The following is a 5,432-nucleotide window of genomic DNA, read 5'->3' as shown; positions in this document are numbered from 1 at the left end:
CCTCGTCTGCGGCTCGACCAATTCCTGCTCGGCCAACTGAGCAGACGATCCCCGCAACGCAGAAGGGCCGCCTTTCGGGCGGCCCTTTTTGTTTGTGCGCAGCCAGGCGAGGCAGGACAGGGGAAACGCCCCCTGCCCTCGCCCCACGTCAGGACTGCGGCGCCTCGATCACGGCCACCTCGGCGGGAGCTCCGGCCGTCATGCCCGCCGCCTTCTGCTTCTCGTCGAGGATAAGGTCGTCGCGCTTCAGCGCGATCTCCCGGATGCGGCTGATCATGGCACCGGTGCCCGCCGGGATGAGGCGGCCGACGATGACGTTCTCCTTCAGGCCCTCGAGCGTGTCCGACTTGCCGTTGACGGCCGCTTCGGTGAGCACGCGCGTGGTCTCCTGGAAGGAGGCCGCGGAGATGAAGGACCGCGTCTGCAGCGAGGCCTTGGTGATGCCGAGCAGAACGGGCGTGCCGGTGGCCGGCCGCTTGTTCTTGTCGTCCACCATGGCGAGGTTCGCCTCTTCCATCTCGGAAGCGTCGACCTGATCGCCCTGGATGAGATCGGTGTCACCGGGATCGGTGATCTCGACCTTCTGGAGCATCTGGCGGACGATGACCTCGATGTGCTTGTCGTTGATGACGACGCCCTGCAAACGGTAGACTTCCTGGATCTCGTTGACGAGGTAAGCGGCAAGCTCCTCGACGCCCTTGATCGCCAGGATGTCGTGCGGCGCCGGGTTGCCGTCGACGATGAAGTCGCCCTTCTGCACCTCGTCGCCGTCCTGAAGGTGGATGTGCTTGCCCTTCGGAATCAGGTACTCGGCGGTCTCGGCATCGGCCTCGAAAGGCTCGATCGTCAGACGGCGCTTCTGCTTGTAGTCCTTGCCGAAGCGCACCACGCCGGAGATCTCGGCGATGATCGCCGCATCCTTCGGACGACGCGCTTCGAAGAGCTCGGCGACACGCGGCAGACCGCCGGTGATGTCGCGGGTCTTGGCGCTTTCCAGCGGGATACGGGCGATGACGTCGCCGCCGTGGATCTGCGCGCCCGGCTCGAAGCTGATGACAGCATCCACCGCAAGCGCGTAGCGGGCATCCGTGCCCCGCGGCAGCTTCTGCAGCTTGCCGTTGGAGTCGCGGATGACCAGCGACGGCTTGAGGTCGGCCGAACGGGTCGAGGTGCGCCAGTCGGTGACGACACGCTTGGTGAAGCCGGTGGCCTCGTCGGTGGTTTCCGCGAGGGACTGGCCGTCGACCAGATCCTCGAAGCCCAGCACGCCGTCGATCTCGGAGATGATCGGGCGGGTGTAGGGATCCCATTCGGCGATGCGCTGTCCGCGCTTGACCTTCGTGCCCTCGTCGACGCGCAGCTTGGCGCCGTACTGGATACGATGCGTCGCGCGCTCGGTGCCGTCCGCATCGGCGATGATAACGGCCATGTTGCGGCCCATCGCGATGAGTTCGCCGTCCGAGTTCTTCACGATCGAGCGGTTGCGGATCTTGATCGTGCCTTCGAAGGTCGCCTCGATGAACGAGGTGTCGACCACCTGGGCGGCGCCGCCGATGTGGAAGGTACGCATGGTGAGCTGGGTGCCCGGCTCGCCGATGGACTGCGCCGCGATGACGCCGACCGCTTCGCCGATGTTGACCGGCGTTCCGCGGGCAAGGTCACGGCCGTAGCACTGGCCGCAGACGCCGACCTTGGTCTCGCAGGTGAGGACCGAACGGATCTTCACCTCCTGGATGCCGGCGGAGGTGATGGCATCCACGTCCTTCTCCAGGATCATGGCGCCGGCCTCGACCAGCACCTTGCCCGAGGACGGGTCGGTGACGGTGACGGCGGCCGAACGGCCGAGGATGCGCTGGCCGAGCGTGGCCACGACCTGGCCCGCATCCACGATGGCGCGCATGCCGATACCCTTTTCGGTATGGCAGTCACGTTCCGTGATGATGCAGTCCTGGGCCACGTCGACGAGACGGCGGGTCAGATAGCCCGAGTTCGCCGTCTTCAAGGCGGTGTCGGCCAGACCCTTGCGGGCGCCGTGGGTGGAGTTGAAGTACTCCATCACGGACAGGCCTTCCTTGAAGTTCGAGATGATCGGCGTCTCGATGATCTCGCCCGAGGGCTTGGCCATGAGGCCGCGCATGGCGGCGAGCTGGCGCATCTGGGTCGGCGAACCACGCGCGCCCGAATGCGACATCATGTAGATCGAGTTGATCGGCTTGTCGCGGCCGTTCTCGTCCTTCTTCACCGAGGAGATGCGCAGCATCATTTCCTGGGCGAGACGGTCCGAGCACTTGGCCCAGGCGTCGACGACCTTGTTGTACTTCTCGCCGTAGGTGATGAGGCCGTCGAGGTACTGCTGCTCGTAGTCCTTGGTGAGCGTCCGCGTCTCCTCGACGATCGGCCACTTGTTGTCCGGGACGACCATGTCGTCCTTGCCGAAGGAAATGCCGGCCTTGTAGGCGTGGTAGAAGCCCAGCGCCATGATCCGGTCGCAGAAGATCACCGACTCCTTCTGGCCGCAGAAGCGGTAGACGGTGTCGATCATCGCCGAGATCTCCTTCTTCGTCATCAGCTTGTTGGCTGCGTCGAAGGGAACCTTGGGCGACTTCGGCAGGAGCTGGCCGAGCAGGACGCGGCCGGGCGTGGTCTCGTACATGCGGCGGACATGGTTGCTGTCCGCGTCGAGGCCTTCCCAGCGATACTTGATCTTGGTGTGGAGCGTCACGACCTTGTTGGCCAGCGCATGCTCCAGTTCGCCGACATTGGCGAAGGCCTTGCCCTGACCGGGCATGCCGTCCGACATCAGCGAGACGTAGTAGAGACCGAGCACGATATCCTGCGACGGCACGATGATCGGCGCGCCGTTGGCCGGATGCAGGATGTTGTTCGTCGACATCATCAGGACGCGCGCTTCCAGCTGCGCCTCGAGCGACAGCGGGACGTGCACGGCCATCTGGTCACCGTCGAAGTCGGCGTTGAAGGCCGAGCAGACGAGCGGATGCAGCTGGATCGCCTTGCCCTCGATCAGCACCGGCTCGAAGGCCTGGATGCCGAGGCGGTGGAGCGTCGGGGCGCGGTTGAGCAGCACCGGATGTTCGCGGATGACCTCGTCGAGGATGTCCCAGACCTCGGGACGCTCCTTCTCGACCAGCTTCTTCGCCTGTTTGACGGTGGCCGAAAGGCCCTTGGCGTCGAGACGGGCGTAGATGAACGGCTTGAACAGCTCCAGCGCCATCTTCTTCGGCAGGCCGCACTGGTGCAGCTTCATTTCCGGACCGACGACGATGACCGAACGACCGGAATAGTCGACGCGCTTGCCGAGCAGGTTCTGGCGGAAACGGCCCTGCTTGCCCTTCAGCATGTCGGCGAGCGACTTCAGCGGACGCTTGTTGGCGCCCGTGATGACGCGGCCGCGGCGGCCGTTGTCGAACAGCGCATCGACCGCTTCCTGAAGCATGCGCTTCTCGTTGCGGATGATGATGTCCGGCGCGCGCAGCTCGATCAGCCGCTTCAGGCGGTTGTTGCGGTTGATGACGCGGCGGTAGAGGTCGTTGAGGTCGGAGGTCGCGAAGCGGCCGCCGTCCAGCGGCACCAGCGGACGCAGGTCCGGCGGGATCACCGGAACGACCGTCAGGATCATCCATTCCGGCTTGTTGCCCGACTGGATGAAGGCCTCGATGATCTTCAGGCGCTTGGCGAGCTTCTTCGGCTTCAGCTCGGTGGTGGCCTCGGAGATCTCCTTGCGGGTATCGGCGGCCAGCTTCTCGAGGTCGAGGCCGCGCAGCAGTTCGCGGATGGCCTCGGCACCGATCAGGGCGGTGAACGAGTCGTCACCGAACTCGTCCTGCGCCTTGATGTACTCCTCCTCGGACAGGAGCTGGCGCTCCTTCAGCGAGGTCAGGCCCGGCTCGATGACGCAGTAATATTCGAAATAGAGGATGCGCTCGAGGTCCTTGAGCGGCATATCGAGCAGCAGGCCGATGCGGCTCGGCAGCGACTTCAGGAACCAGATGTGGGCGACCGGGGCAGCGAGTTCGATATGGCCCATGCGCTCGCGGCGAACGCGCGAGAGGGTGACCTCGACGCCGCACTTCTCGCAGATGATGCCCTTGTACTTCATGCGCTTGTACTTGCCGCACAGGCACTCGTAGTCCTTGATGGGGCCGAAGATGCGCGCGCAGAACAGACCGTCACGCTCGGGCTTGAACGTGCGGTAGTTGATCGTCTCCGGCTTCTTGATCTCGCCGAAGGACCAAGACAGAATCTTCTCGGGGCTCGCGATCGAGATCTTGATCTGATCGAACGTGGCCGGCTGCGTGGTCGGATTGAAGAGATTTGCGATCTCTTGGTTCATCGCCGTCTCCTAAGCCCGGTCTCCCGGGGGGAAGTTCGGGGCCGGAATAAAATTCCCGGCCGATGAAAGCGTCTTCAGGTGGAACGTCGGGGGACCGGACGGACCCGATCCCCGGGCAGGCACGAACGCCTTACTCGGCGGCCTGCTGTCCCACGTCATCATTGTCGGTGCGCACCGGCTTCGAGATCGCCAGTTCGACATTGAGGCCGAGCGAGCGCATTTCCTTGACCAGCACGTTGAAGCTCTCGGGAATGCCGGCCTCGAAGGTGTCGTCGCCGCGGACGATCGCCTCGTAGACCTTGGTACGGCCGGCCACGTCGTCCGATTTCACCGTGAGCATTTCCTGCAGCGTGTAGGCGGCACCATAGGCCTCGAGGGCCCAGACCTCCATCTCGCCGAAGCGCTGGCCGCCGAACTGCGCCTTGCCGCCCAGCGGCTGCTGGGTGACCAGGCTGTACGGCCCGATCGAGCGCGCGTGGATCTTGTCGTCCACGAGATGGTGCAGCTTCAACATGTAGATGTAGCCGACAGTGACCTGGCGATCGAACTGCTCGCCCGTCTTGCCGTCGAACAGCGTGACCTGACCGGAATTGTTCAGGCCGGCCATGGCCAGCATGGTCTCGATGTCGGCCTCCTTCGCGCCGTCGAAGACGGGGGTCGCGAAGTGGACGCCGCGCCGCGTGTTGCGGGCGAGTTCCACGAGGTTGTCCTCGTCGAGCGCACCGATCTGCGGGTCATCGCCGTAGATCTTGGTGAAGGCCTCCTTCAGCGGCTTCACGTTCTTCGAGCGCATGTAGGCGTCGTAGGCCTGGCCCACCATCTTGCCGAGGCCGGCGGCGGCCCAGCCGAGATGGGTCTCGAGGATCTGACCGACGTTCATGCGGCTCGGCACGCCGAGCGGGTTGAGCACGATGTCCGCATGGGTACCGTCCTCGAGGAACGGCATGTCCTCGATCGGCACGATGCGGGAAACGACGCCCTTGTTGCCGTGACGGCCGGCCATCTTGTCGCCCGGCTGGATCTTGCGCTTCACGGCGATGAAGACCTTGACCATCTTCATCACGCCCGGCGGCAGTTCGTC

The 5,432-nt window shown here is 64.6% G+C and carries 1 protein-coding gene and 1 pseudogene; both read right to left on the bottom strand.

Features of this window, described 5'->3' with window-relative positions; genetic code table 11:
* Window positions 1-148: 148 nt before the first annotated feature.
* A complete protein-coding gene (gene rpoC / locus Q8O26_RS18680; protein WP_305578359.1) occupies window positions 149-4,351 on the bottom strand; it encodes a DNA-directed RNA polymerase subunit beta' in 4,203 nt (1,400 codons plus the stop codon).
* Window positions 4,352-4,481: 130 nt separating this feature from the next.
* Window positions 4,482-5,432 (bottom strand): annotated as a pseudogene (locus Q8O26_RS18675) (DNA-directed RNA polymerase subunit beta); the annotation flags it as partial.

The sequence above is a fragment of the Phreatobacter sp. genome (genome assembly GCF_030691135.1).
Taxonomy (GTDB): Bacteria; Pseudomonadota; Alphaproteobacteria; order Rhizobiales; family Phreatobacteraceae; genus Phreatobacter.
This window is presented reverse-complemented; position numbering and strand designations above follow the sequence as displayed.